The organism is Bartonella sp. AP88HLJMH (genome assembly GCF_042195605.1).
Lineage (GTDB): Bacteria > Pseudomonadota > Alphaproteobacteria > Rhizobiales > Rhizobiaceae > Bartonella.
Map to the genome: position 1 here is coordinate 54,846 of NZ_JBHIOR010000003.1, position 24,259 is coordinate 79,104.

Genomic DNA, 24,259 nt, shown 5'->3' on the forward strand with positions numbered 1-24,259 from the left:
TATAATACTCTTGATAATCGCGGCATTTTCTTGGCCATGTTGCATGTTTTTTTATTATGGCTTCAAAAGGTGGACATATTTTCCAGCTTTTACAACAGGCATAGGTTCACTTACAATGATGCTTTTCATCTTAATAAGAAAATTTCACTTAAAGGAGGAAATTTACACTTAGCTTGAAAAAAGTACTTATCATAAATTAAATTGCGCTATTATATTAAAAATAAGGCCTTTTTTATCTTTCTGTTGCAATGATCATTCTCTGTTTAATCTTATCAATTCTCTTTTTATGTGATGAATTGAATAAACGAGATAAAGAGCGTGATGAATTAAAGTTGTACAGTGATCATGATTATTATTCAATTGAAGTTATTACACACTTTTGTAAATAAAAATGTTTCTGCTTTTGAAGGAGCATGCCGACACAATTATTCACTTTGCTAGCCCCTAATGTTGCGGACTGCCCTTGGTTTTTAAGACGGTTCATAAGAGGCATTTTTTAGTCTTTTCTTTGATGTTTTGCCCCACACGGCTTTTCCCGCTTGTGATGTGCAAGCAAGTGATTTTTATTGATTCAATATACACAGATTTGAAATGAGAGAATCTTACGGTATTCAGGGTTCTTATTCAAGTTAAAAACCGCAAATTATCATTATAAATCAATGTATTATATATTTCTTGCTAAGAAAAGAGAGATCGGTAATAATATTTTTTTGGTCTTTCGTTCTATTGAAATTAATGGCTTTATTTATCCTGTTATGCCGTAACATACTGTCATTTGAGGGGTGGTGAAGGTATCTTGTTTGATACATTAAATATTTTAAAAATTGCATGGTGAATATTCTTAAGTCTTGTTTATTGCGTCTTTAGTTTAAGTGAATCGCATGCGTGGAAAACGAGAGAAACCTACTCGGTAGGACACTAGACTGTTTACAGAGCAGATTGGATTAAAAGACTTTGTTCTTTGAGGGTGGCATAAAAATCAAAATAGCCATTATATTCATTTTTTTCTGATATTTTAAATACGAGCTTCAAAAAAATAATGCTTAAACTAAACAACGAGCATTTTTGTAAAAGTGTTTTTAGAGAGCAAGCAATACACGACTGAATTTACAGAATGTAACCATATTTGATCTTCTATAACAAGATAGCGTGGAAAGGCATAAAAATTACGACTCTCTACTGAGGGCATTGTACTTCTCTTATTGTTTTTTGCGGGTTTATAAAATGCCTGGTTTTATACTTATTCTGTTTATTTTTGCCTTATCGTTAGAAGATTAAAGACATAAAGGAGAAAACGAGTTTTCCTCTTTCCGGTTGTTTTTTATTCGGCTTTAAAGCATCCACTGTAATATCTTTTAAAACATGGTGATTACGCATTGTTTTACATTTTGTTTCTTTTAGTCTTTAATGAAAGGCATTTTTCATGCAAAATAGGATACCTAGAATGCATTTGTGTTATAAATTTACGCGGCTTGTTTTAATGAAATTCCTCTTAAGATTTGTCGCACCCATTTCATGATAAGGACTATAATGGAGATTAATGGTAATGTTTCTTGGAAAAGTCTATTATGCATTCAATAAATATGACGGTGTACACTATGTACAATAGGGTGGATGAAGTTTAATTTTGGCGTATTGCACTAAAGTGTGCTGCTTGTTGGAGGGGGAGTGCTTTAGCGCCAAAAGGATGTAAGAATGCTTCTGCTTTACTGATGAGTGTATCTCGCTTTTTTTGGGTTTCTTTAATGCCGTAAAGATGAACAAAAGTGGCTTTTTGTGCCGTTTCATCTTTCCCAGCCGTTTTTCCTAGGGTTTGCGTGTTGGCAGTGACATCAAGAAGGTCATCGGTTAATTGAAAGGCTAAACCAAGATAGGTCCCAAAATCAGTAAGTTTTTCAGTTAATTCTTTAGATGCATTGCCAATGATGGCACCTGCTTGGCAAGCAAAGCTTATCAGGGCTGCTGTTTTCATGTGTTGTAGAGTGATGATGTCAGTACTTTCTTGCGGTCTTTTTTCAGCTTCAAGGTCCAGCATTTGTCCACCTAACATACCGCCAAGTCCTGCCGATTGTGCAAGAGACGTGATCAGCTTGATTCTAATATCTGTAGATAGATTACTAGCTTTATGGGCAATGATTTCAAAGGCAAATGTTAAGAGGGCATTGCCTGCTAGAATTGCTGTTGCTTCATCAAATGCTACATGGACAGTGGGTTTTCCACGCCGGAGTATATCGTTATCCATAGCGGGAAGATCATCATGAATGAGCGAATAACAATGGATACATTCTAAGGCACACGCAACATCAAGAGAATGTTCTACAGGGACATCAAAAAGTGCAGCACTTTGAATTACAAGAAAAGGACGCAAGCGTTTTCCACCGTTCAGCACACCATAGCGCATGGCTTTGATTAAATTTTTAGGGCGTGAAATTTCACCAGTTTGGATTTGATCACTTAACAGGGTATCAAGCCGCTTTTCAACGGTATTTCCATGTTTTGCAAGAAGGGTGGTAAATTCGTGCATTCTTGCTTCCTTTGTTTTTACAAAAATGAAATTATGAAGTTTAAAGAGAAAGGTTGTTGCTTTTTCTTGTTTTCATAAATTGGCGTCGTTTTTTATTAAAAATCAACTTCTCTTTTTATCTGTATCTCTACTGTATGCGCAAATCCCTTTTTAAACCAAATAAAAATTGAATGAAGGGCTTATAAAAAAGCTTTCATTGGTGTATAAAATTCTTAAATTTTGCAATGTTTTTGATATTCATTTGATTATTGTGACACCATTTTTGATAACAGGAAGGTCATTTTTGGTAAGAGGAGGATCATTTTGACATTGCCTCTTCTTTTTTATCAGTGTATAATATACTCAAATTTTATGGTATTTTAAATGAAGCATTGTCATTTTTGACATTGCTTTTTCTGTTTTAATGGATTTGGAGTGTCTTTTTATGGCTGTACCTAAACGAAAAACCTCTCCAGCGAAGAGGGGCATGCGCCGTTCGGCTGATGCTCTGAAGGCGCCGACTTATATCGAAGATAAAAATTCTGGTGAATTACGTCGTCCTCATCACATTGATTTGAAAACGGGAATGTATCGTGGACGTTCCGTTTTAGTGGTTAAAGACTGAGCGTTTTCTTTCTTTTCCAGAGGTCAACTTCTTTTATTTCATCGATCAATGCACGCTTGGGGCGTGCATTTTCGCTTTAAGATGAATGTTGAGGTTCCCTTGCGTCGTCTTCTATCGATGTGGAACAGGAAATGTATCGTGGGCGTTCTGTTTTAGTGGTTAAAACTTTAGCGTTTTCTTTCTTTTCCAGTGGTGGATTTCTTTTATTTTATTAGTGAATGCATTGGGTAAGATGCGTTTTTCACTTTTTCTTGAGAACATGTGTGGGATAAAGTTTTGCTGTAGAGAAATGATTCTATTGTGGGAGATGATTTTCTTGTTTTCTTGAGAGGCTATAAGGGATTGCTTGTATCAGTGTCTTTTATGATGACTTCGTTAAGAGCTTGGGTATTGATATAAGTTAGCTCAGTAATAGAATCATTTTGTATCGCACTTAATCTTTATTGACTATAGAGAGAATCCTATTAGACCGTAAAATATCATCGTTTAAGGCGGTTGATCTATGTAAGGATTTAAGCATACCGGTGTTTTCCGGTGTTTGTTATGAGAATATTTAAGGCAATGGTTTGTCTATAGACTTATATTGTGACATGTGATTCTCCTTAAAAAAATAGAGATCGACATCACATTGATTTATAAAGATCATTTGTTGTTTTGCGCCTTGAATGGAAGCTCTATCGTAGGATTTTCTCATTTCAAATTTTTCCCCATGTTGAATCAATGACAATCACTTGCTTTTCGGTCACAAGTGGGGCTGGCATGTGGGTGAAAACTCTATAAAAAAGGAAAAATGTTTATAATGAATATTTTCCAATGTAAGGATTGTTGTAACATTGGGTTAAGTGTATGCTGATGCCAGCGTGCTTTCTTATGAGCAGAAAAGAGAAAACCGTTACAAGACAGAAGGTGTATACATTCAATAACCTTTAGTGCTTTTTATGATAAAGGTATATGAGACTTTTCTATGAATATCACGCTGTATTTTCATGTTTTTGAACTAAGAATTGTCTATATATTTTTCTTATTTTTGTGAATATAAGGGATTTGTTGCGAACAGCTTGTAAAAATAAGTAAACTTAAAACCAGATATGTTATGTGTGGGGGTGAGCAAAGTATTTTATCAAAGCCGGTACGATTCTCCAGTTCATAGCTGGTTTATGAATGATTTTATAGTGTTGCTTACCTAAGTTTATGATTTTTTTGTTATCTGTTCATCACTAGACAACATATTGATTTATATATATAATTCATTGTTTTTCATATTGAATTAGAACCCCGAATAACGTAAGATTCACTTATTTCAAATCTCTCTATCTAGAATCAATCAAAACCACTCGTTTGCACGTCACAAGTGGGATGAGTGTGTGGATAAAATTTGTATAAGAAAGGACTAGAAATGGTTCTTATGAATCGTCTTAAGAGCCAAGGGCTGTCGTAACACCCACGAGCTGGAAAATATAATGATGGTACCGGCTTGCTTCTTCACAAACGTAAGAGATGGGGGTGGTCAATGGATTTACCGTTATACTTTTCACGGGGGCCGCGAAATGGGCTTGGGAGCGTTGCGAGATGTTTCTTTAAAACAAGCCCGTGAATTGGCAATTGGGTGGGGTGCTGTTTTACGTGAGGGGCGTGACTCCATTAAAGAACGCGATAAACAAAAGCGTGAGGCAATGCGTAATCTTCATTATTTAAAAAACATTGCTTTAGATGCATTTGAAAGTCGTAAAGCTGAATTAAAAAGAGATGGTAAAGCTTGTGATTGGTTTTCACCCTTACGCCTTTATATTCTCCCTAAATTAGGCTGTCTACCCGTTTCAGAGATTACGCAAACAGAGATACGCAATACCCTTGCCTCTATTTGGCATGCAAAAGCTGCAACAGCAGATAAAGCACTGAAGCGTCTTAATCTTTGTCTTAAACATGCGGTTGCATTAGGGTTTGGATGTTGATTTACAAGCAACGATAAAAGCACGCGCGCTCTTAAGGTAAGCAACGCTATAAAACTATTAATAGACTAGCCATGGATTGGAGAGATGTGCCGGTTTTTTATCAGTTACTCTGTAAAACACAAAACATAACACAACTGGCTTTGCGTTTGCTTATCCTGACAGGCGTTCATACTAATCCTTTGCGTCATATTCGTGAAGATCAGATTGAAGATGATATCTGGACAATTCCTGCTGAGAATATCCAATCTTTAGCGGTTTGTTTGAAACAGAGATTGAGACTTTTAAGAGTTCTATGAATCATTCTAGATTTTATGTGTCCGATTGGAGTAAGAATATTGCGTATATCTCGTAATCTCTGAAATGAGAAACCTCATTTGGGAAAAATATGAAATTGAAAGGGCAATGCTAACGTTCATTTTTATTGTTATTTTTTAAGTTAATTTTACAGCTTTCAAAAGTATTTGGAATGCCTTTTACAGAATGGAGATGATGGTTTTAGTTCATGCTTTTTTTATCGCGTTTTTTAATGGGGGGAATGCTTCTCATGCAAAATAGAGTGCCCAAGACAAAATATGCTTATGTTGTACTGTCACGCTTTTTTTAAAAGGAATATTTTTCAATATTTGTGGCATCCATTTTATGACGGTGTTTTTGAATGTTCCAATGGTTTTGTAGAAGGGGGTAAATGGTAAAGTTTCGGTGTAGTGTATAAACGGCACTATGATCTTTACGCTTAGTAAAAAAGCAAGCCTGCAGCCTTACACACCTTGCCAGATTCCAATGTTGGTATATCCTTTGGTGCTTGAGACAGTGTCTCGCTCTTTTTGTACAGTTTTTACCCACAGATCAGCTCCGCTTGTGATTGACAAGCAAGTGATTTGATTAATTCAACATGAGAGCAATTTGAAATGAGTAATCTTACCATATTCAAGATTCTAATTTAATATGAATAATGCTAGATTATGATGATTAATCAGTTTGTTATCTATGAAGAAAGAAAATAAGGAGGAGGAATTTGTCGAAAAGTTAGATTGTTTATAGATTGGCGCTGGTTAAGAAACTTTGTCCTTAAGGGCAGAGAGGATGTTAAAAAATAAAACCAGCTTTTCGCTGGTTTTATCGAAATATCATCATTATGATGAAAGAGTGTATTATGCAGCGTAGACAGCTTTACTGTTTTCATCTGTTTCTTCTCTCTCAGTTTTAAACTCGCGTTCCGGCTTGTTGGAGAGATGCATCTCTATGAGATTGATAGCTTCTGTTTCAGAAAGACTATTGATAACCGCAATTTCACGGGCCATTCTTTCAAGAGCAGCTGTATAAAGTTGGCGCTCAGAGTAAGATTGTTCAGGCTGTAGATTAGAGCGGAAAAGATCACGGACCACTTCGGCGATACAAATAAGATCTCCTGAGTTGATTTTAGCATCATATTCTTGTGCACGACGTGACCACATGGTCCGTTTAACGCGTGCTTTTCCACGTAAAACTTTTAAGGCACGTTCGACAGAATCACTAGCAGATAATTTACGCATTCCAACGGAAAGGGCTTTTGCAATGGGGACTTTGACATCCATCTTATCTTTCGCGAAATGAATGACAAAAAGTTTTAATTTATGTCCTGCAACTTCTTGATCTTCAATCGCTATAATTTGTCCTACTCCATGCGTAGGGTAGACGATATATTCAGAGGTTGCAAATTCTTTGGTCTTGGAAGACGTTCCATGTTGGGATGCCATATTTTAGTTTACTCCCTTATGATCAACAAATGTATCGGAAAACAGGTTATAAACCTGAGGGTTGAGTTTTCTTTAACCAAGTATATTGTACCAATTAAGTGAGCATAAAAGCCGAGTACTTTTAAATCAAAAAAAAATACACCGCTTTACTATAACAAGCAAAGAAAAATACTTAGAAAGATGATCATGTTAAAATAACACTAACATCAAAATTTAAAAGAATCAATCATTTCGCTTAAGGATTTTTTATTTTTACAAGAGAAGTCTTTCAATCGTTGAAGGAGGAGAGTGTACACTTTATCATTACTCTTCGCCACTTCCTGGATTTTCTGAAAAATACTTTTCTAATTTATTTGGAACACCATCCATTTCTTTTGCTTGAGGAAGAGGATCTTTTTTGGTGGTTAGATTAGGCCATTTGTTTGCATAATGAAGATTGAGTTCTAACCACTTTTCTAATCCTGGTTCTGTATCAGGTAAAATCGCTTCTGCTGGGCATTCTGGCACGCAAACACCACAATCGATGCATTCATCGGGGTGAATAACAAGCATATTTTCCCCTTCATAAAAACAATCAACTGGGCAGACTTCAACGCAATCCGTATATTTGCAGTGAATGCAGTTGTCGGTTACTACGTGGGTCAAGATCAAACTCCATTTGTTACTTTAATTCTCTTTAGAGGAAAGTGTGTGCGTGTTTTTATGATTGGTGAGTTGATCGCGTAGTACAGCTAGTTTCGCAAAAGGTGAATCAGGATTAAGGCGCTTTTCTTTTTGAAAGGGCTTATGATTTGCATGTTTCCCTTGGGATTTGTGGAACTTATGAGAGCGTTTTGCTTGTGATGGTGCTTCTTGAGGGGAATTTTCATTTTTGTATTCCGCTTTTTTTACAGCGTTCTTCGATTTATTTTGCCACTTATTTCCTAATTTATCACGTTTTTTTTGTGCATGGTGGGGAAATTGATGCTTATAATGCCATAACAAAATAACTTTATCTTCTTCTGTAGAGCGAGGGGATTTGGCAAAATTCCCAACAGGTTCAGCTGCTGGTAAACGATTGGTTTTATGGAGATGTTTTTCAATACCAGAGGATGAAGTGTTTGGGAATGAGGTATTTTTTTCTTCTCGTGTTGTTTCTAAATCGCTTACTGTTTGCCATTGACTTCCAACGCATTCTGCTGCAGGAACATCTTGCATTGCCCTATTGACAGGGGAAGAGGCTTGGTGTGCAAAGAGATTTTGTTCAAAAACAGTATTGCTTATGCTGTACGATTGATAACCAAGTCCTTTGAGGATTTCTTCCATATCGTTTCCGTTGGCCCCAAGAATGGACATCATGGCTGGTGTAACAAAAAAACTTTTGCCATCATAGGCTCCATCGGGTCTGGGATCACTTCCTTGTTTCCAATGAAGTGCGGGGCGGATGAGATTGGCAAGACGTTCTAAAATATCAATCCGTACAGCACGTTGTCCTAAGATTCGGTAGCCGGCTAATTGATAAAATTGACGGTTATAGGTAGGGTCAACAATTAAAGAGGTTCGACCAGCAGATAATGCTGAAAAAACTTCACCCAAACCTGTTTGATCTTGTCCCGCATTTTGAAGATTCCACAGGAGAGTAATGGCTTGAACCGGAGCAGGTTTAAGCATTCCGGCAACATAGATATGAAAAGCGCCAAAACGCACGCCTAGACGCCGAAGAACGGCACGTGATTCTTGCGCAAGGTTTTTGACAATGTCTAAGACTTCGCGGCGTGGTAAAATCCCTAAAGAGTTAAAAAGTTGTAAAGCAAGACTGTTTGTTGAATCCGTTAAATTATCAGCATTGCGCAAATCAAACAGGGGTTTTAAAGTCGTTTCAAAATGAAAGGTGACAAAGCGTTCTAATCGTTTCACAACGTTATTGCGGGATTCTCCCGTGAGTTGTTCATCTGCTAAAACAATCAGTTTTGGTTTGAAAAAATCTTCTGTTGCTACAAGTTGTCCTACGGGTTGACCAATCCAGCGCACAATTCCATCAGAACTGAGGGTAAAATCTCCATTTGCAGAAGCACAAAAACGTGTCGCGCGTTTGGAAAAAGCAAGAATCAAATTCTCATTCTCTGTTGAAATTTGCTTCTCAGCTATTTGATCGGTACTGTTTTTGTTGGCATAAAAACGAAAACCTTCAAATTTACCCCTTCCGTGTTTTTCAATGAGAATATCATCTTGAAGAATCTCATTCTGTTGAACAATCTTGCTATCCATGATCATTTTCTTTCTCAGTGTGACACTGGTCAAAAGCTTTTTGCGACAATTTCATAATGGTGCTCTTTCTTTAACACGTTTGTTGCGTTTGCTTCAATCACTCTTGTCATTTTTTGCTGTTTCTTTGCGCCTTTAAAACTTGAATGATTCTTTTTTCATTCAGTTTTCATTCAGTTTGGATGCTTTATATTTGCAAATTACACTTATTAGTTGTATTGTAAAGCTAAAAGCATAAATAAATTCTTCAATTTAAAAGGAAACGGAACCGGTTATCAAAAAACGGCATTTCTTTTGCATGATCACTTTATTTTTTTGCTGTTTTGTCATGAAAAGTGAAGAGAAAGTTTTTTCAAATATTTCATAGGCTAAAAGGCATATTGTAAAGGCATTTTGCAGGTGAAATTGTGTCTTATGTCAAGAAGTTTTACCATGACAGTAAAAAAAACAATTGCGATTATAAAATTACACGTTAAAGTAGTGGTCACAGAAGTTAACAACTTTTGCGTTCTTTTTAAGCGAAGAACAATGATGTCGTTGCCAAATCAATTTTGATAATTTTAATCGCAAGGGGTTATTATGGGTAATCTTTCAAATGCTGTTTATAAAAGCAGCAAAAATTATAGCGATGCAGACAAAAGCTTAGGACGTAATATGATGCGTTCTGCTATGCAAGCACCTTATCTTGAACGACAAAAAGAGCATGATTTGGCTCTGCGGTGGAAAGACAAACGTGATGATGATGCCATGCATCAAATTGCAGCGGCTCATATGCGTTTAGTGATTGCTATTGCTAATCGCTTTAAACGTTTCAAAATGCCATTGGGGGATTTGGTACAAGAAGGGTATGTGGGACTATTGGAAGCAGCTGCACGTTTTGAACCTGATCGGGAAGTGCGTTTTTCAACATATGCAACGTGGTGGATACGCGCTTCTATTCAAGATTATATTTTGCGAAATTGGTCAATCGTTCGAGGGGGAACGAGTTCTTCGCAAAAAGCACTTTTCTTTAATCTTCGGCGTTTGCGTGCAAAACTGATACAAGATGATAGTGCTTTGTCAAAACAGGATATTTTTCGCACAATCGCTGAAAAACTCGGTGTTTCCGTGCGCGATGTTGAAACGATGGATTTTCGTTTTTCCAGTTCTGATAATTCCTTGAGTGTTTCTGTTTCTGAGAACAGTGATAATCCCATTGCTAAGATGGATGTTTTGGTGGATGAGAGTCCTCTTCCTGATGCTTTAATTGAGCAAGTCATTGATGGTCAACGGCGTACACAATGGCTTTACGATGCGTTGCAAATTCTCAACGAACGGGAGTTGGAAATTATTCGCTTTCGTCGCTTAAATGAAGAGGGGGCGACTCTCGAAGTTTTAGGTGAAAAGTTAGGAATCTCGAAAGAGCGCGTGCGTCAAATTGAAGCTAGGGCTTTGCAAAAATTGCGTTCTGCTCTCCTTACGGTTCATTCAGAAGACGCTTACGATATATAAGCAGTGAAAGGCTTGGGGGGGGAGGAAAGAGAATGTATTAAGTGGGGGCATATGAGAATATGATAAAGTCAGTTTTAGGGGGTGTTCATATTTGTTTAGGAATATGCCTCCTTGGGGGCGCTACTGATAAACAGAGGAAGATAGGGGGCTGTTAGTTGGAGGAAATATATATCAAACGGAGACCTATAAAGGCATGATGAAGTTGGATTTTAAAGTGTTCCTCTTTATTTTCGAATATGCTTTAAGGGGGAGGGCGTGATAGAGACAGAAAAGAATCAAAACTGTAACGGATGAGAAGAAAGGCTTATTCTGTAATAATTTTCACTTTTGTACCTGCGGGTAAAGTTTGCGTTGGTGAGAGGGCGTTGAGGATGCGAAAGAGTTTTTCTTTATATGGTGTGTATTGCATTTTATCTGCAAGATTGGCAACGGTTTCTCCTTGTTTAACACGGACAACACGGATTTTTAAGGGCTGCAATTTTTTTAACTGTGAAGATGAAAGAGAATGAAAGCTTTGTAGCGTTTTTTGGGCAACCTCTGCAAAATTTCGAGAATTATATGGAGCGGCCGTCAAAAAACGAAAGATGTGGTTGTTGAATGGAATGACAACCACATCAAATTGCCATTGATCATTGGTAGCATAGGCCCGCGCTCCAAGTAAACTTTGGCTTTGGGATTCTTGGCGCATAAATTCTTGATTGGGGAGCCCTTGAATTGTGATGGGGCGGATAGATGATTGATCTAGACCGATAATCCAGCCGCTTTTCAAATAATCACTCGCAGATATTTCAGCAGGATGTGGAATAGCATCAAAACGAATCGCAATTTTATCTGGTCCACTGGCCCAAACAGTGTGTGCTGAATGTTCTATTGTAAAATTGTTTGGAACAGAAAAAGCTATGCGCAATTGTGGGTGAATAAATTGGTTGCCTCGTACAAAACCTGTATAAAAGCCTCCTCCAAAAATTATGCCATCAATGCTTTTGAGAAAAGAATCATGATCGGATATTTTACTATTCCCTTTACTGATTTTACGCGCTTTTTCTATCGCAAGCCGAATGCGTTGAGGGGTAGTTGGGTGAGAGGCTAAAAAATCTAGAGAGGCATTTTGGGTGCCAGAGATATTACGAAAAGCACTGTAGGCTTCCATTGTTTGAAGAAAGCGTGGTGAAGCAAAAGGATCATATCCTGATTGTTGGAGCATTTCGAGCGCAAGGGAGTCAGCTTCCAGCTCTTGATTGCGGGAAAATTGCGCGAGTTGTTGCTTGTTTTGCATAGGGTTATGAAGTTTTTTGCCAATAGAAGAAAGAAGACGTGAAGACATGTGATTGGTCATCTTTAATTGGGCTTCTTTTTGCAGGCGTAAAATGCCATGATTGGCTCTGATATGTGCTATCTCATGGGCTAAAATGGCTGCAACTTCTGAAGAATCATTGGCTAATGCCAGCATACCACGAGTGATGTAGATCGAGCCGTTGGGGAGCGCAAAAGCATTGATAGTTTCTGAGTTTAAAATTGTTACAGAATAGCTTTGATGAGAACTATGGGATGCAACTGCTAGTTTACGGACAATCTTTGCTAAAAGGTGTTCAAGTTTTGCATCATGATAAGCGCCACCATACATTTGCAAAATACGTGGGTGTTGCAGAGCGCTTAATGTGACATAGATATTGTGGTTGTTGGTACGTTTGATCGTTTTAGAAGAAGTGGAAGAAAGCCTATCATTTTGAGAAAGTGGTGTATGACAAGCCGAAAGGAGAAACGTTAGACTTATGAAAGTTGCTTTATACAGGCAAGAGCGAAAAAGAAAATTGCGGTGAAAAATGGGGTGCGTTGGACCATGGTGCACATTATTTCTGCAGAGTAATTTGGCAAATTGCATTTGTATCTTTGTATCGTATGTTTTTTTAAGAAAGGCATTAGGGATAAGGATTCGTTTGGCTATATCATGCTTTTTGTTTATAAAAAATGACTCTCACTTATAAAAAGATGCACTGTAAAGAAAATTTTGTGAAAGGCAAAGTATGGCATGACAACATTTACGATATTATTAAATGGGGATGTTCATATCACTGATCGTTTGCTTAATCAAATTCAAAACAGTCGGGTAATTGCTGCTGATGGTGGTATGCGTCATGCGGCAGCGCTTAATGTGACGCCTGAGTTGTGGTTAGGGGACTTTGATTCATCAGATGAGAACTTAATACGTCAATATAGTCATGTTCCGCGTGAAGTTTTTCCCTCTGATAAAGATATGACAGATAGTGCTCTGGCATGTGAAAGAGCGCTGCAAAATGGCGCTAAAAAGCTTATTTTGTGTGGTGCTTTGGGAGGGGAGCGAAGTGATCATAGCCTTTCTCATATGACGCAAGCGTTGATGATGGCTGAAAGGGGTATTTCAGTGTTGTTGACAAGCGGTTTGGAAGAAGGTTGGCCGGTTTTGTCAAAACCTTGTTCGTATGATTTGCCTAAGGGATGTTTGTTTAGTATTATCGGTTTTTCTGATTTAAAAAGTTTGACTCTTAAAGGGGTAAAATGGCCAATTTGTGACAAAAATGTGTCATTTGGCTCTTCTTTAACACTTTCTAACCGTATTTGTGGAACCTTTTCTTGCCATTTAGGTTCTGGAAAAGCTATATTGTTAGCGTCTGTACCTATTCCATAAAGCTCTTCCAATATATTTTGAATAAGGCAGGGGGGGGCCTAGTGATGAAGTGCCGACATAAACGATATATGTATTGATCTTGAGAAGGAAAGGTTTTGATATGTTAAAATCAATTTTTAAAGTGGCCGTTGTTTCAGCCATTGGTTTCAGTTCAGTCGCTTGTACTACAAACGATGAACGCGTTGCACGTTACGGCGTAGGAGGAGCAGCAATCGGTGCTTTGGCTGGAACTGCTATTGCTGGAAGTACGCCTGGAGCAGCACTTACCGGTGCAGCATTTGGTGCTTTGGCTGGAACAGTAACAGGTGCAGCTGCAAATCAAAGAAAACAACAAAGACAGGCATCACAATTGTGCACGTATCGTGGTCGTAGAGGGCATGTTTACCAAGCACCTTGTGGACAGAGAGTCCCTGTACGGCAATTGTGTGCTTACCGTGATGCAAGAGGGGTGATGTATAAAGCACCTTGTCCGCGCCGCGTTCGTTAATGGCGGTGCCGCTTCTGCGGCTTGACCGCATTTTCTTAAATTTTGGAAAAACGCCTTTGCTCAATCAAGCTTGTTTATCGGTTGAGCAGGGGGCGCGTATTGCGCTGGTCGGCCGTAATGGTTGTGGAAAGTCGACCTTATTAAAAATTGCCGCAGGAATATTAGAACCTCATGGTGGCGAAATTTTTCGCCACCCGCGAGTAACGCTCCGTTATGTCTCACAAAATCCGGATTGTTCAGGATTTGAAGATATTAATGCTTATATGGAAGCGGGGCTGGATGATATATCTGATGTTCAGTGGATTAATACGCTTCGCACAAATTTAGGGTTTTCTGGGACGGAAAAATTGGAAACGCTTTCGGGAGGCGAAAAGCGGCGTGTTTCATTGTTACGGGCCATTGCTGCAAAACCCGATATTTTGTTCTTAGATGAACCAACCAATCATCTTGATTTACCAACTATTGAATGGCTGGAAGCTGTTTTGGCTTCTTTGCGTTCAGCGATTGTGGTGATTTCCCATGATCGACGATTTTTAGAAAATGTTACACGGTCAACGGTATGGCTTGATCGTGGCACAACCAAAAGACTGGAAAAGCGTTTTTCTGAGTTTGAAAATTGGCGTGATAAAGCACTGGAAGAAGAAGCCATCGAACAGCATAAATTGGGGCGCCAAATTGCTCGTGAAGAGCAATGGTTGCGTTATGGCGTGAGCGCACGGCGTAAGCGTAATGTACGGCGCTTAGGCGAATTAAAAGACTTAAGACAGCGTCATCAAACCTATAAAGGGCAGCCAGGAAATGCACTTTTGACAGCAGCAAAAAGTCATGATTCTGGGCAATTGGTGCTTGAAGCAAAGAAAATTTCAAAATCCTATGGTGATCGCATTATCGTGAAAGATTTCTCTTTGCGCATTCAGCGGGGTGATCGAATCGGTTTGGTAGGACCCAATGGAATCGGAAAGACAACGCTCCTTTCTGCATTAATTGGGCAAGAAGCCGTGGATAGTGGAACGGTGAGGCATGGCTATAACCTCTCTATGGCATTGCTTGATCAGCAACGTATTTTAAATGAAGAAGAAACTTTAGCGCATTATTTAACGGGAGGAAGAGGTGATACTCTTGTGATCAATGGGCTGGAGCGGCATGTCGTTTCTTATATGAAAGACTTTTTATTTTTACCGGAACAAGCTCGCACTCCCCTTAAAGAATTTTCAGGGGGAGAAAGAGCACGCCTCATGCTTGCACGACTTCTTTCTCGTCCTGCAAACTTTTTGATTCTTGATGAACCGACCAATGATTTGGATATGGAAACTTTGGATTTGTTGCAAGAATTTATTGCTGATTTTGCGGGGACAGTATTGTTGGTCAGCCATGACAGAGACTTTTTAGATCGTACTGTAACGCATATGTTGGCACCTCAAGGTGATGGTCATTGGGTTTTGTATGCGGGCGGCTATAGTGATATGATGGCGCAAAACCAGCATGCTCTTCGCTTACAACGCAAAAGAACAGAATTATCGCAGCGTAAAGCACCTTCAAAATCTCATGCGGGAGAGCTTTCAAAACAGGATACATCAATAGATCATAGCTTGATAGGGCGAGAGAAAAAAACACGAAGTAAATTGTCTTATAAGCAGGTTTATGCATTGGAAAAATTGCCTGAAGAAATTGCTGTTTTACAGGACGAAATCAAAAAAATTGAGCAAGAACTCTCTGATCCAGCCCTTTATCGCAGTGATAAAGAGCGTTTTGAACGTTTATCAACAGCGTTGGAAAAAAAGAGAAATACTTGCACACAAAAAGAAGAAGAGTGGTTAGAACTTGAAATTTTACGCGAAGAAATGGAAGCGTGTTCACGGTAATGTTTTAGATATTAATATCTAAGCATTTTAATTTGTATTGCATCATCGCTTTTCTTTGATTTGTTACAAGAGTTTTTGGCTGATTTAGCGGGAATAGTGTTGTTGACGAGTTATGACAGAGACTTTTTAGATCGCACTGTAACATATAGCACCTTAAGGCGATGGTCATTGGGATTTGTATATGGGGGGACAGTGATATGATAGCGCAAAACAAGCATGCTCTGAGCTTACAAGGCAAAGAAACAAAACTACCTTTGCCGTGAGTTTTTTCAAAATTTCGTATATGGAAGTACGCGAATTCCCTTGCATACCTTGCCAGTCCCCAATGTTGCTTGCAGCTCCTTTGGAATTTGAGAGCATTCGTAAGAAACATGCCCTTGTCTTTACCTTATATCCTAAATACACCAACCCCACTTATGACGGAAAAGCAAATGATCCTTATTAATTCTAACGTGAGAAGTGTTGTGATGAGGAAAGCTGTTTGTATTCGATGTTATGATTTGAGTTTAAAAATGATGATTTGTTAAGATAAATCAATGTGTTATTGCAACATTTCTAGGAGGAGAAAATGATGGCAATTAAAACAAAGCGAACAATTTCCACATTGATCAGTTTAGAAGATGCAGCTGAACTGTCTTCTTATTTCCTCCGTAATGCGAATCATCTGCGTCCTTTTGAACCTGTTAGATCTGATGGTTACCACAGCCTAACAGCTTGGGAAACACGAGCCAATGCATTTGCTTGTGAAAGTGCACAGGGACAAGCATACCGATATGCTGTACGATTAAAAAATGAAAATACAGTCATCGGTGTTGTGAATTTTACAAATGTGGTTCGGGGTGTTTTTCAAGCCTGTCATCTTGGTTTTTCTCTTGATGAAAAACAACAAGGCAAAGGTCTCATGTGTGAGAGTTTATCGGCTCTAATACGCCATATCTTTCATGTTTATCATCTGCATAGAGTGATGGCAAATTATAGACCTGAGAACATAAAAAGCGAACGTTTATTAAAACGCCTTCATTTTGAAAAAGAAGGCTATGCCAAAGACTATTTGATGATTTCTGGAAAATGGAGAGATCACATTCTAACCTCTCGAATCAATGATCTTTATGAGTCCGTTAATAGATTCGAATAAAGTTTTGTTAAGGGTCTTTTTATCAAATGTGTAAATATGCTGCACTTTTCCCTATCCTAAAAGACGAAGATCCTTAACCACCTCTTCTTTTGTAAACAGTTCAGACTCTCGTTTAGCGGATTTCAACGGCTGACCGCTTTCATATGTTTCTTTTCGTAGATAATAAATTGATTTATCATCATAATTCATTTTTTTCAATTTGAAGAGAGTCCTCAATATCGGAAGACTTTCTCATTTCAAATTTATTGATGTTTAATCATAAAAACACCTCTCTTGCACATCACAAACTGAGTTGGCATAGGTTGGCATACAAGTGAGGGTTTATGTGGATAAAAATTATTGAAGAACAAGAATAAAAATTCTCTGTATAAATCCTTTTAAATGTGAGGGCTGTTGCAATATTGTGTATTCTGTGACCGATAGTCTCGTTACAAGTTACACAAACGGCTTATTGTTTGGGTGAAATTTTTATACATTCATTTGTTTTTTGTATTTTCTTTTCTTAAGAAAATTTCCAATGTTATCAATGGTTTTAATTCATACCAAGCGCATTTTTATAAAGTTCAATGATTGCTTCTTCTTCCATTCTTTCATGCTCTTCTTTTTTACGCAGCCGTATAATGCTTCGAACAGCTTTACTATCAAAACCAGAGCCTTTAAGTTCAGTGTAAACGTCTTTAATATCATCAGAAATGGTTTTTTTCTCTTCTTCTAGTCGTTCAATACGTTCGATAAAAGAGCGTAATTGGTTTACGGATATAGCGTGTGTTTGATCGGTTACTGTATCGTTCATTGTATTTTTCTCCAAGTTATATATTTTAAGTTGTTTTTCGACGACGAATTTATGTTAAAAAAGCTTGAAAACAAAAAGTAAATCAAGCTACACAGCTTTTTTACAAATTGACTTTAAATATTTTGTAAAATTTTTAAGATATATGCATTGATAAAAGGGCTATAAAAAGAAAAATATAAAAATATACGTTTTAGATTTGAAAAGCTTTAAAAAAAAGAAATGTGTAATTTGTTTTGAGAATTTGGCATTATAGAGGAAGTTTTGTGATTTTAAAAAAACGATATTGGGTGCTTCAGAAAGGATTAAAAGTTTTTCTTTTGAGCATTTTGCTCTTGTTTCCCCTTGTTGTTTTTGCAAAAGCTGACTTTAGGGTTTGTAATACAACCCAACAGTCTGTAGGGGTTGCTCTTGGATATCGTACATTTTCAGGGTGGGTGAGCGAAGGCTGGTGGACTGTACCAGTGACGGAATGTAAAACCTTAATTGAGGGGCCCCTTGCTTCACGGTTTTATTATTTTTATGCGGAAGGGGCACAAAAAAAAGGGAACTGGGCAGGCTCTGTGACCATGTGTGTGCAAGATAGCCAGTTTACCATTCAAGGGGTTCATGATTGTTTCCCTCGAGGATATCAAAAGGCTGAATTTAAAGAGATCGATACCGGAAATCAAACCAGTTGGATGGTACAGTTGACGGATGAGTCTTTGTTAAACAATTCAGTTATACCTTCTCTTTCAGGAAATTCTCCACCGTGAAACGTGCACGTAAAGTAAAAATTATTGCGACTCTTGGTCCTTCTTCTTTTTCTCGTTTGATGATTGAGAAGCTTTTTAGGGCAGGGGCAGACGTTTTTCGTCTTAATATGAGCCATACTGATCGTGATATGCTGGGTGATTTGGTCGAGTCTATACGAGAAGTTGAAAAAACAGTTCGACGCCCCATTGGTATTTTGGTGGATCTTCAGGGGCCAAAACTGCGTGTGGGGCGTTTTGCTAAGGGGCAAGAAGATTTGCGTGTTGGGCAAAGCTTTACATTAGATAATCGCGATGTTCTTGGTGATGCACAGCGTGTTTTTTTCCCTCATGAGGATGTATTTTCGGCTGTTAAACCAGGGGACCGGTTGTTGATTGATGATGGAAGGGTGGAACTGCGTGCGCAAGTTTGTGATGATCACTTTGTACAGTGTCGCGTGGTTGCTGGTACCCGTATTTCTGATCGAAAGGGTGTCAGTTTTCCCGATACAATTTTGCCTTTTGATTCGATGACCTTAAAAGATAAGGAGGATCTTCAGGCTCTGTTACAGCAGCCTGTTGATTGGGTTGCACTTTCTTTTATTCAACGTCCAGAAGATATTATAGCGGTGCGTCAGTTGACGAAAAACAAGGTGTCTTTGATGGCTAAAATCGAAAAGCCTCAAGCCTTGGAGCATATAGAGAAGATTATTGAAATTTCCGATGGCATTATGATTGCACGGGGTGATCTCGGTGTGGAAATGCCTTTGGAAAAGGTCCCTGCACTTCAGATGGAGCTCATAAAAGCTTGTCGTTTAGCTGGAAAACCGGTTGTGGTGGCAACACAAATGCTTGAATCAATGATTACATCTCCTGTTCCGACACGCGCAGAAGTGTCGGATGTTGCTACAGCAGTTTATGCAGGAACAGATGCGGTGATGTTGTCTGCTGAATCTGCTTCTGGTCGTTATCCTGAAGAAGCTGTGCTTATGATGGACCGAATCGCGCGACAAATCGAACAGGATCACACTTATGCCGCTCAGGTTGGAGCACAACATCCAGCACCAGAATCAACAGGAACGGATGCGATTTCTCTTGCTGCGCGTCAGATTGCTGAAACACTTGCTCTATCCGCTATCGTTGCCTATACGGCTTCAGGAACAACGGGGGTGCGCGCCTCTCGTGAACGCCCTAATAGACCGATTATTGCTTTATCGCCCATTGTGGAAACAGCAAGGCGTTTGGCTCTCGTTTGGGGGCTTCATTGTGTGGTCACGCAAGATGCTCGCAATTTAGAAGATATGGTTGATCGAGCAGCAGCCATTGCATTTCAGGAAGGCTTTTGCCAAGGAGGGGATCGTTTCCTTGTAACAGCCGGTGTTCCTCTTGGAACGCCCGGTGCGACAAATCTCTTGCGTATTGCTTCTGTCTCTCAAGATGGAACGAAAGGGATTTGAGCCGTTTACGCATGGTGTTTTTTCATGCGCCTTTGAACAGGCTTTAAAAACAACGGGTGTGCGCTTCTTGTGAATGCCTCCATAGACCCATTATTCTTTTATCTCCTATCGTAAGATAGCAAGGTGTTGCATTAGGTCGTCCAGTTTGGGGATGGAAGCAGATGCGGTGATGTTGTCTGTTGATTTTGTTTTAGTTCTGAGGAAACTGCTTTTACGGTAGGCATTTAATGGGAGCCCCCCTTTTATTTCATTGAGACAGATTGGGGATTGCTTTATTGATGTTTATACGAGCGAGATGTTTATTGATAATGAGAGTTCATTCTTTCGCTTTTTGGATAAGAGCCTTGAAATTTTTCCCATTTTAAACTTTTGCAAACAGAATTGAATAAAATTAAAATTATGTGCCTAAAAAATCGTACTGGTATGTTATGAGAAAAAGTGATGGGTGAATGTGTTTTTAAAATATGCTTTGTCGAAGCATTTGCAACATATTGATTTATAATGATAATTTATCGTTATTAAACTTGAATTAGAACCCCGAATTCCGTAAGATTCTCTTAAATTTATTTATGTTTTGTTAATCATAACTCTTTGTTTGTACATCACAAGCGGGTGGGTTTTATGGGAAAAAGCTGTACAAGAAAGGCGTCCCTCTTATGAATCGTTTTACGAGCCAAGGGGGCTATCGCAATATTGAGGGCTGACTATAATGATGATGCCGACTTGCTCTTTCTTTTATTAAGCTTGGAGATTTTGAGGGGTGGGGAGAGAAATATGGATTATTTGTTATAAGGATAAAAATAGCGGTAGAGGATGTTTTCAAGAGCTATTATTGTTGTTTATGATGTTTGAGGTTGTATGAGATTAACATACTCTTCGGGTTTGACTTTTTTCCTGCTCTAAAGGATGAAAATACTTAATTCACGCTGGTTTATAAATGATACGGTTCTTTTCGGTGGGTTTCATCGGATGGACATCTCAGGTGCAAAGACTCCATGGTGCTTATAGTATCAAATAGCGGTGTTTTACGGTATAATAGATAAGGTTATTTTTTAATATATATTGAATCTGCTTGATATTATCTAAGGGGCAAGGATTTTTGGGCATGCATTCATAGGGAACATGAATATAGCTCTTTTTTTCGAAGGGTGCTTTATTTGTTTGTTGCTGTTGTCATTTATATGATTTTTTTACAATGATGTTGATTTTGTTATCTTATTGCGCGGTTAAAAGACATCTCATTTGAAATGTGGTGATATAAGGCAGTCTCCTTGATATAGGAAGCGTTTGTGCGGAGGTGAAATATTCAGGGTAGGGCTTTCTTGTTGAGGTTTAAGTTAATCCCATAAGTCGTGAGTAGCTGGAATCCTTCCTATAAAAAACCAGACTGTTTACACACTGGTGTGGGTTTAAGAATTTTTATCCTGTGAGATGTGGCGGACAAGTCAAATCTCTGGTTTATTACGCGCTGATGTACTTTTTAGAAATCTTCCTGTTCCTGTTCTTGTTCTTGAAGGTTTGTGCGGTTTTGATCATCTTTGAGCAATTGGTTGGTGAGATTTTCAATGCGTTGTGTGGTGTCACGCATAATTTTCCCCATGGTACGGTCTCTTTCGTTGTGGAGTCGTAAAAGAGTATTGTAGTCTTCTTGTAATTTTTTATTTTCTCGTTTTATTTCTTCCATTTCATCGATAATCATTATGCCAGCCATAACCGATAAACGATGGTCGCCAATTTCACCAAAATTGTTCTTTAAATGTGTGATATATTGATCTAATTGAGCAGCAAGCGCAATAAGACGACGTTCTTGTCCTTTGTCACAAGCCATGCGATAAACTTTACCATCAATGGTAACGGAAACAGTTTCCATACATTCAAACCTTTATCTATCAATGACAACACGAATTGTTTCCATTGCTTTAATAAGACGTTTGGAAACTTCTTTGTTTACGGACTCTAAGCGTTCAATTTGGGCTTCAGCTTTGTCAAGCGCTTGGGCAAGATGGCTGCGGTCAGCATTCATTCGTTGGATTTCTTCTTCCCATTCGTTATTTTTATCAATAACGGCATTGCGGTTTATTATGGTGATCTCTAAAGTTCTAAGTGCCTTTTCTAGGTGCTCTAAAGCATCTTGTAGAACTGTAGTCTCTTGGTTCATTGCTTTTATCCTTTGGGTAATTGTATCCTTTATCAATGTGTTATGCAAAAACGAATCACTTTCACTCTTGTGTTGTGTGCATTTTATTTTTAAGTATGTAGGATATTTTAGCAAGCAAAGCAGGGGATAGATATAAATTAAAAGCTGGATTTTTTGCGCGTATTGGCATAAATGACATGGATATACAGAACGCGTGAGGGGAATGTTATTAATATTATTGAAGTGGTGGCAAAAAGTCTCACGCTAATGGTTAGAAAATAGTATTTCTTGAGAATTTTAAGAGAATACGGAAAAAGCAACAGAATAACGTATTTAACGAAATGGTCGATTATTCATGACAAACACCCACCAACAGAATCAGATGGCCAATGCTATCCGTTTTCTTGCTATTGATGCGATTGAAAAAGCAAATTCTGGTCATCCGGGCTTGCCAATGGGAGCAGCCGATATTGCTACGGTTCTTTATACAAGATTCCTTGCTCATGACCCCAAAAAACCTCGCTGGCCTAACCGTGATCGTTTTGTGTTATCAGCAGGACATGGGTCTATGTTGCTTTATGCTCTCTTGTATCTTTCTGGTTATGAAGATATTGGCATTGAAGATCTCAAAAATTTTCGCCAATTAGGAGCAAAGCTTGCTGGGCATCCAGAATATGGGCATGTGGCAGGAATCGAAACAACGACTGGTCCTCTCGGACAAGGATTGGCTAATGCCGTGGGGATGGCTCTTGGAGAGCGTTTGCAAAATGCCCGTTTTGGTGATCTTATCAACCATTACACTTATGCGTTGGTAGGCGATGGATGCCTTATGGAAGGGATATCTCAAGAAGCACTTTCCCTTGCCGGTCATTTGAAACTCAATAAGCTTATTGTGTTGTGGGACGATAATAATATTTCTATCGATGGAGAGATTTCCCTTGCTGACAGTACAGATCAGATTGCGCGTTTTAAGGCATCTGGTTGGGAGACACATAAAGTCAATGGGCATGATCAAGCAGCAATTGCGCGGGCTATTGAGGCGGCACAAAATTCCGATAAACCAACTTTGATCGCTTGTAAAACAACAATTGGCTTTGGAGCACCCAATAAAGCGGGTACCAATAAAGTTCATGGAGCCCCTTTGGGCGCACGAGAAATCGCTGAAACCCGTATCGCTTTAGGGTGGGATGCTGAGCCTTTCGTTATTCCAGCCGATATTCTCGATAATTGGCGCTTGGCTAGTCTCAATGCTGCTAAAAAACGCCAAAAATGGGAAGAAAAATTTGCTGATCTTCCTGTCTCAGAGCGTGTGGAGTTTGAAAGATTGATGCGGGGCGATCTCGTGGGCGGATTTGATGGCGCTATTGATACTTATAAACAGAAATTGGTTGAAGAGCGCCCCGTTGTTGCTACGCGTAAAGCTTCGGAAATGGCTCTTGAAGTGATCAATGAAGTCGTTAGTGAAACTATTGGTGGTTCGGCTGATCTAACCGGATCTAATAATACAAAAAGCAGCCAGATGAAAAGTATCTCTGCTGAAGATTTTTCAGGGCGCTATCTGCATTATGGAATTCGCGAACATGCAATGGGAGCTGTGATGAATGGTCTTGCCCTTTATGGCGGCTTTATTCCTTATGGGGGAACCTTTTTATGCTTTTCTGACTATATGCGTCCTGCTATGCGTTTGTCTTCTCTCATGGGGTTGCGGGTGATTTATGTCATGACTCATGATTCTATTGGTCTTGGTGAGGATGGTCCGACCCATCAACCCGTAGAGCATTTGGCTTGCCTGCGTGCAATGCCTAATCATTTTGTGTTCCGTCCTGCAGATGCTATGGAGACAGTCGAGTGTTGGCAATTGGCTTTGAAAGCATGCGGGACGCCTTCTACCTTGGCTTTAAGTCGACAAAATCTACCGCTTTTGCGTCAAGAGTATGAAGAAGAAAATCTCTGTATGCTTGGTGCTTATGAATTCCTAACAGCTAGCGATGATGCACAAGTGACGCTGTTTGCTTCTGGTTCAGAATTGCAAATTGCAGTGGAGGCACATGCGGTGTTAGAAGAAAAAGGCATCCCAACGCGTGTGGTTTCTGTGCCTTGTTTTGAACTTTTTTCTCAACAATCTCTCTCCTATCAGCGTGCTCTTATTGGAGAGGCGCCGATTAAAGTTGCCATTGAGGCCGCTGTTCGGCAAGGATGGGACCGTTTTATTGGCTGTGATGGTATCTTTATTGGCATGGATGGCTTTGGAGCAAGTGGAACGATTGATGCCCTTTATGCGCATTTTAATATTACTTGGGAAAATGTCGTTGCCACCGTTGAAAAAGAGCTGGAAAAGATCAAAGAGCAAAGTACAAAATGACAGCTTTGTGTTGTCATGAGTGGGTTTGGTCGTAGGCATCTATTTTGTACAGTGTTGTGGATGATCTTGTGCATTACTGTGG

17 protein-coding genes and 1 pseudogene are annotated in these 24,259 nt (G+C 38.9%); 10 read left to right on the forward strand and 8 right to left on the reverse strand.

The window, feature by feature from the left end; translation table 11 throughout:
* Positions 1–1,621: 1,621 nt before the first annotated feature.
* A complete protein-coding gene (locus tag ACFIMA_RS02255; RefSeq protein ID WP_375632065.1) occupies positions 1,622–2,524 on the reverse strand; it encodes a polyprenyl synthetase family protein in 903 nt (300 codons plus the stop codon).
* A 424-nt stretch (positions 2,525–2,948) separates the two neighbouring features.
* Here ACFIMA_RS02255 and rpmF point away from each other — a divergent pair, with 424 nt between their 5' ends.
* Complete coding sequence (gene rpmF, locus ACFIMA_RS02260; RefSeq protein WP_005774555.1) at positions 2,949–3,128, forward strand: 50S ribosomal protein L32; 180 nt, start codon at positions 2,949–2,951, stop codon at positions 3,126–3,128.
* Positions 3,129–4,602: 1,474 nt separating this feature from the next.
* Positions 4,603–5,325, forward strand: a pseudogene (locus ACFIMA_RS02265) (tyrosine-type recombinase/integrase); the annotation flags it as partial.
* Positions 5,326–6,231: 906 nt separating this feature from the next.
* On the opposite strand, the gene ACFIMA_RS02270 reads toward ACFIMA_RS02265, so the two are convergent.
* The 3 genes from ACFIMA_RS02270 to ACFIMA_RS02280 all read right to left on the reverse strand — a co-directional run bounded on the left by ACFIMA_RS02270 (position 6,232) and on the right by ACFIMA_RS02280 (position 9,063).
* Entirely contained in the window at positions 6,232–6,816 is a 585-nt protein-coding gene (locus tag ACFIMA_RS02270; protein WP_273790499.1) for a CarD family transcriptional regulator, read from the reverse strand.
* Positions 6,817–7,119: 303 nt separating this feature from the next.
* Positions 7,120–7,461 (reverse strand): ferredoxin FdxA, encoded by a 342-nt coding sequence (gene fdxA / locus ACFIMA_RS02275; protein ID WP_015856977.1) that lies wholly within the window; start codon positions 7,459–7,461, stop codon positions 7,120–7,122.
* A gap of 21 nt (positions 7,462–7,482) precedes the next feature.
* Complete coding sequence (locus tag ACFIMA_RS02280; RefSeq protein WP_375693056.1) at positions 7,483–9,063, reverse strand: hypothetical protein; 1,581 nt, start codon at positions 9,061–9,063, stop codon at positions 7,483–7,485.
* A gap of 576 nt (positions 9,064–9,639) precedes the next feature.
* Here ACFIMA_RS02280 and ACFIMA_RS02285 point away from each other — a divergent pair.
* On the forward strand, positions 9,640–10,551 hold the full coding sequence (locus ACFIMA_RS02285; protein ID WP_375628693.1) for an RNA polymerase factor sigma-32: 912 nt from the start codon (positions 9,640–9,642) through the stop codon (positions 10,549–10,551).
* 304 nt (positions 10,552–10,855) lie between these two features.
* On the opposite strand, the gene ACFIMA_RS02290 is transcribed toward ACFIMA_RS02285, so the two are convergent.
* Positions 10,856–12,433, reverse strand: coding sequence for a M48 family metalloprotease (locus ACFIMA_RS02290; RefSeq protein ID WP_375652459.1), 1,578 nt, complete (start codon positions 12,431–12,433; stop codon positions 10,856–10,858).
* Between the two features lie 147 nt (positions 12,434–12,580).
* Here ACFIMA_RS02290 and ACFIMA_RS02295 point away from each other — a divergent pair, with 147 nt between their 5' ends.
* The 4 genes from ACFIMA_RS02295 (at position 12,581) to rimJ (ending at position 16,700) form a co-directional block, all read left to right on the forward strand.
* Positions 12,581–13,216 carry a thiamine diphosphokinase gene (locus ACFIMA_RS02295; RefSeq protein WP_375621008.1) on the forward strand — a complete coding sequence of 212 codons (636 nt, stop codon included), beginning with the start codon at positions 12,581–12,583 and terminating at the stop codon, positions 13,214–13,216.
* 100 nt (positions 13,217–13,316) lie between these two features.
* Entirely contained in the window at positions 13,317–13,703 is a 387-nt protein-coding gene (locus ACFIMA_RS02300) for a hypothetical protein (protein WP_375613186.1), read from the forward strand.
* Complete coding sequence (locus ACFIMA_RS02305) at positions 13,703–15,565, forward strand: ABC-F family ATP-binding cassette domain-containing protein (RefSeq protein ID WP_375693097.1); 1,863 nt, start codon at positions 13,703–13,705, stop codon at positions 15,563–15,565. Before ACFIMA_RS02300 ends, ACFIMA_RS02305 begins: the two co-directional genes overlap by 1 nt.
* Before the next feature lie 571 nt (positions 15,566–16,136).
* Positions 16,137–16,700 carry a ribosomal protein S5-alanine N-acetyltransferase gene (rimJ, locus tag ACFIMA_RS02310; RefSeq protein WP_375652485.1) on the forward strand — a complete coding sequence of 188 codons (564 nt, stop codon included), beginning with the start codon at positions 16,137–16,139 and terminating at the stop codon, positions 16,698–16,700.
* Positions 16,701–17,232: 532 nt separating this feature from the next.
* Here rimJ and ACFIMA_RS02315 read toward each other — a convergent pair.
* Positions 17,233–17,493, reverse strand: coding sequence for a DUF2312 domain-containing protein (locus ACFIMA_RS02315; RefSeq protein WP_005774567.1), 261 nt, complete (start codon positions 17,491–17,493; stop codon positions 17,233–17,235).
* A 263-nt stretch (positions 17,494–17,756) separates the two neighbouring features.
* Here ACFIMA_RS02315 and ACFIMA_RS02320 point away from each other — a divergent pair, with 263 nt between their 5' ends.
* Complete coding sequence (locus ACFIMA_RS02320) at positions 17,757–18,245, forward strand: DUF1036 domain-containing protein (RefSeq protein ID WP_375640606.1); 489 nt, start codon at positions 17,757–17,759, stop codon at positions 18,243–18,245.
* On the forward strand, positions 18,242–19,678 hold the full coding sequence (gene pyk, locus ACFIMA_RS02325; RefSeq protein ID WP_375693057.1) for a pyruvate kinase: 1,437 nt from the start codon (positions 18,242–18,244) through the stop codon (positions 19,676–19,678). The genes ACFIMA_RS02320 and pyk overlap by 4 nt, the downstream gene beginning before the upstream one ends.
* Before the next feature lie 1,480 nt (positions 19,679–21,158).
* Here pyk and ACFIMA_RS02330 read toward each other — a convergent pair.
* Both ACFIMA_RS02330 and ACFIMA_RS02335 read right to left on the reverse strand, forming a co-directional pair.
* Positions 21,159–21,548 carry a cell division protein ZapA gene (locus ACFIMA_RS02330; RefSeq protein WP_375613188.1) on the reverse strand — a complete coding sequence of 130 codons (390 nt, stop codon included), beginning with the start codon at positions 21,546–21,548 and terminating at the stop codon, positions 21,159–21,161.
* A 12-nt stretch (positions 21,549–21,560) separates the two neighbouring features.
* Entirely contained in the window at positions 21,561–21,836 is a 276-nt protein-coding gene (locus ACFIMA_RS02335) for a DUF4164 domain-containing protein (protein WP_005774573.1), read from the reverse strand.
* 334 nt (positions 21,837–22,170) lie between these two features.
* Between ACFIMA_RS02335 and tkt the strand changes: the two genes are divergently transcribed.
* Positions 22,171–24,177 carry a transketolase gene (gene tkt / locus ACFIMA_RS02340; RefSeq protein ID WP_375652457.1) on the forward strand — a complete coding sequence of 669 codons (2,007 nt, stop codon included), beginning with the start codon at positions 22,171–22,173 and terminating at the stop codon, positions 24,175–24,177.
* Positions 24,178–24,259: the final 82 nt, after the last annotated feature.

Bases quoted from the DNA above. Each gene is read 5' to 3' on its own strand.
- ACFIMA_RS02255 (WP_375632065.1), bottom strand. From the start codon at position 2,524: ATGCACGAATTTACCACCCTTCTTGCAAAACATGGAAATACCGTTGAA.
- rpmF (WP_005774555.1), top strand. From the start codon at position 2,949: ATGGCTGTACCTAAACGAAAAACCTCTCCAGCGAAGAGGGGCATGCGC.
- ACFIMA_RS02270 (WP_273790499.1), bottom strand. From the start codon at position 6,816: ATGGCATCCCAACATGGAACGTCTTCCAAGACCAAAGAATTTGCAACC.
- ACFIMA_RS02280 (WP_375693056.1), bottom strand. From the start codon at position 9,063: ATGGATAGCAAGATTGTTCAACAGAATGAGATTCTTCAAGATGATATT.
- ACFIMA_RS02285 (WP_375628693.1), top strand. From the start codon at position 9,640: ATGGGTAATCTTTCAAATGCTGTTTATAAAAGCAGCAAAAATTATAGC.
- ACFIMA_RS02290 (WP_375652459.1), bottom strand. From the start codon at position 12,433: ATGCAATTTGCCAAATTACTCTGCAGAAATAATGTGCACCATGGTCCA.
- ACFIMA_RS02295 (WP_375621008.1), top strand. From the start codon at position 12,581: ATGACAACATTTACGATATTATTAAATGGGGATGTTCATATCACTGAT.
- ACFIMA_RS02300 (WP_375613186.1), top strand. From the start codon at position 13,317: ATGTTAAAATCAATTTTTAAAGTGGCCGTTGTTTCAGCCATTGGTTTC.
- ACFIMA_RS02305 (WP_375693097.1), top strand. From the start codon at position 13,703: ATGGCGGTGCCGCTTCTGCGGCTTGACCGCATTTTCTTAAATTTTGGA.
- rimJ (WP_375652485.1), top strand. From the start codon at position 16,137: ATGGCAATTAAAACAAAGCGAACAATTTCCACATTGATCAGTTTAGAA.
- ACFIMA_RS02315 (WP_005774567.1), bottom strand. From the start codon at position 17,493: ATGAACGATACAGTAACCGATCAAACACACGCTATATCCGTAAACCAA.
- ACFIMA_RS02330 (WP_375613188.1), bottom strand. From the start codon at position 21,548: ATGGAAACTGTTTCCGTTACCATTGATGGTAAAGTTTATCGCATGGCT.
- ACFIMA_RS02335 (WP_005774573.1), bottom strand. From the start codon at position 21,836: ATGAACCAAGAGACTACAGTTCTACAAGATGCTTTAGAGCACCTAGAA.
- tkt (WP_375652457.1), top strand. From the start codon at position 22,171: ATGACAAACACCCACCAACAGAATCAGATGGCCAATGCTATCCGTTTT.